This window comes from Rhizobacter sp., assembly GCF_031412495.1.
In the GTDB taxonomy this organism is placed as follows: domain Bacteria; phylum Pseudomonadota; class Gammaproteobacteria; order Burkholderiales; family Burkholderiaceae_C; genus Schlegelella_A.
This window is the reverse complement of sequence record NZ_JANODC010000340.1, coordinates 1-2,357: the sequence shown is the minus strand read 5'-3', so window position 1 is coordinate 2,357 and position 2,357 is coordinate 1. Positions and strand designations below refer to the sequence as shown.

3 protein-coding genes and 1 pseudogene are annotated in these 2,357 nt (G+C 70.9%); 1 reads left to right on the top strand and 3 read right to left on the bottom strand.

Annotated elements, in window-relative coordinates; genetic code table 11:
- Positions 1 to 378, top strand: a pseudogene (locus tag AC30N0_RS12550) (Y-family DNA polymerase); the annotation flags it as partial.
- A 7-nt stretch (positions 379 to 385) separates the two neighbouring features.
- Here the strand turns inward: AC30N0_RS12550 and AC30N0_RS12545 are convergent.
- The 3 genes from AC30N0_RS12545 to AC30N0_RS12535 all read right to left on the bottom strand — a co-directional run.
- Positions 386 to 712 carry a hypothetical protein gene (locus tag AC30N0_RS12545; RefSeq protein WP_489518244.1) on the bottom strand — a complete coding sequence of 109 codons (327 nt, stop codon included), beginning with the start codon at positions 710 to 712 and terminating at the stop codon, positions 386 to 388.
- Between the two features lie 103 nt (positions 713 to 815).
- On the bottom strand, positions 816 to 1,862 hold the full coding sequence (locus AC30N0_RS12540) for a VWA domain-containing protein (protein WP_489518243.1): 1,047 nt from the start codon (positions 1,860 to 1,862) through the stop codon (positions 816 to 818).
- 7 nt (positions 1,863 to 1,869) lie between these two features.
- Positions 1,870 to 2,357 (bottom strand): DUF58 domain-containing protein (locus AC30N0_RS12535; RefSeq protein ID WP_489518242.1); only part of this gene is annotated, 488 nt, incomplete at its 5' end.

The following is a 2,357-nucleotide window of genomic DNA, read 5'->3' as shown; positions in this document are numbered from 1 at the left end:
CGGCCGGAGCGGGCCAGTGCCCTGCGTCCGGCCGACGCGGCCGGCGCGGCGCCCGGCGCGAAGCGGGGCCGCACCCGACCCGCCGCCGCGGCGGCGCCGCAAGCCCTGGCGGTGCCGCGCCCGGTGTGGCTGGAAGCGGTGCCCGCGCCCCTGGCAGAGAAGCGGTCCCGGCCCTTGCTCGACGGCCGCCCCTTGCGCCTGCTCTGCGGCCCGGAGCGCATCGAGGCGGGCTGGTGGGATGCGGGCCTGGCCGAGCGCGACTACTTCATCGGCGAAGCGGCCGACGGAGCGCTGGTCTGGATCTACCGCGCCCGCCTGCCCCTATCGGAGCACGACGAAGCCGGCAGCGGCTGGTTCCTGCACGGCCGCTTCGGCTGAGCCGAGCCTAGCGACCCTCTTCGCCGATCAGCGTGAAGCCGCGCCGGCGCAAGGAATCGCCGAGCCAGCGGTTGCCGTGCACGCCGCAGAACAGCATGTAGGCGGCATAGAGGCCGAGCACGAGGAACCCCAGTGCAGCCGTTCGCGAGGTCGGCGTCGGCGCGCCGCTGGAGTAGGCCTCGCTGAGCAGGAAGAGGGCCGCCACCGCCAGGAGCAGCCAGACCCGGCGCACGATGGCCGTGAGCGAGCCGACGAAAAAGGCCTGCCAGGAGAAGCCGATCTTGACCCGGACGAGCTCGCCGTTCGGCGACTTGTAGACCTTGTACCTGCTCATCCGAAGAACCTCCACGACGTACCGCCTCTTCGGCAGGCGTGCGAGGTTCTTGAGGCGGCGTGCGTTGTGCGGGCGTGAAGCGCGTAAGCGGAGGTAAGGCGGTCTAGGCGACGCGCCCGAACCACCACACCGACAGGCTCGCGGCGAGGATCACGAGGAGGGCGCCGAGGGCAGCGAGAAGGCCGCTGATCTCGGTCTCCTTCTTCTCGACGACGAGGCGGGTGCTCAGGCCCTGGTAGACCTTCTTCAGGTCGGCGGCCGTGCCGGCGTAGAAATAGTCGGCACGGGTGATGTTGGCGACCGTCTTCAAGGTCTCCTCGTCGAGGCGGACCCGCATCGACCAGCCTTCGAAGGCGATCGTCTCGCCTTCCTTGGTGCCGATGCCGACGGTGTAGATGCGCACGCCGCGGTCGGCCGACATCTTCGCCGCCTCGACCGGGTCGGGGCCCGTGGTGCGCTGGCCGTCGGTCAGCAGGATGATCGCGGCCGAGGTGTAGGAGCCGGGCTGGACCGGCGTGAAGTCGGGCTTGGGCTTGTCGTTCGGGCCGGGCGGCATGTTGCGTTGCCCCGTGATCTGCGACAGGTCGATGCCCGCTTCGGGAAAGATCGTCGCCAGCGAGAGAACGATGCCGCTGCCGATCGCCGTCGCGCGCTGCAGCTGGAAGCGGTCGATCGAGGCATTGACGTCGTCGCGGCTCAGGGTCGGCGCCTGGACGACCGCCGCCGTGCCGGCGAAGGCGACGACGCCGACGCGCACGTTGCGCGGCAGGTCGGCGACGAAGGCCTTGGCCGCCTCCTGGGAGGCGACCAGGCGGTTCGGCTGCACGTCGGTGGCACGCATGCTGCCGGACACGTCCATGGCCAGGATCACGGTCTGCTCGGCCGATGGCAGCGTCAGCAGGGCGGCCGGCCGCGACGAGGCGAAGAGCAGGGCCGAGATCGCCAGCAGCATCAGCGCTGGCGGCACGTGCCGGCGCCAGGCGCTGCTGCGCCCCATCGCTTCCTTGACGAGGGCCAGGTTGGCGTAGCGCAGGGTCGTCTTTTTGCGCCTCCGCATGAGCCAGACATAGGTCAGCAGAAGGACCGGGACGAGGAGCATGGCCCAAAGCATGGTGGGCCAGAGGAAGGTGATGAGCGGCGCGATCTTCATGGTGCCCTCAAGCGGCAGCGGGGCGGATGTGGCGCATGGCGCCGGGCCTGGGCCCGCTCCAGTTGGCGAGGCGGCTGCGCTGCTTCTTCAGGTCGGCGAAGCGCAGGATGGAATAGACGAGGTCGTCGTCGGTGGCCAGCTCCAGCGTGTCGACGCCGGCCCGGGCCAGGCCTTCGCGCAGCTCGCTCTCGCGCCGCGCGGCGGCGGCCTTGAAGCGCTTGCGGAAACCGGCGTTGTGGGTGTCGACGAGGATCTGCTCGCCGGTCTCGGCGTCGCGCATCGTGATCAGGCCGAGGTCGGGGAGGTCCATCTCGAGGGCGTCGAACAGGCGTACGGCGGTGACCTCGTGGCGCAGCGCCAGGTGGCCGAGCGCCTTCTCCCAGCCGGGGGCGCTGACGAAGTCGGAGACGATGAAGAGCGTCGAGCGGCGCTTGATGGTGCGCTGGGCGGCGAGCAGGAGCTGGCGCAGATCGGTCACGCCCGGGCCGGCCTGCG

What these genes read in the sequence shown, in the direction of transcription:
- AC30N0_RS12540 (WP_489518243.1), bottom strand. Translation starts at nt 1,862, where the DNA reads ATGAAGATCGCGCCGCTCATCACCTTCCTCTGGCCCACCATGCTTTGG.
- AC30N0_RS12545 (WP_489518244.1), bottom strand. Translation starts at nt 712, where the DNA reads ATGAGCAGGTACAAGGTCTACAAGTCGCCGAACGGCGAGCTCGTCCGG.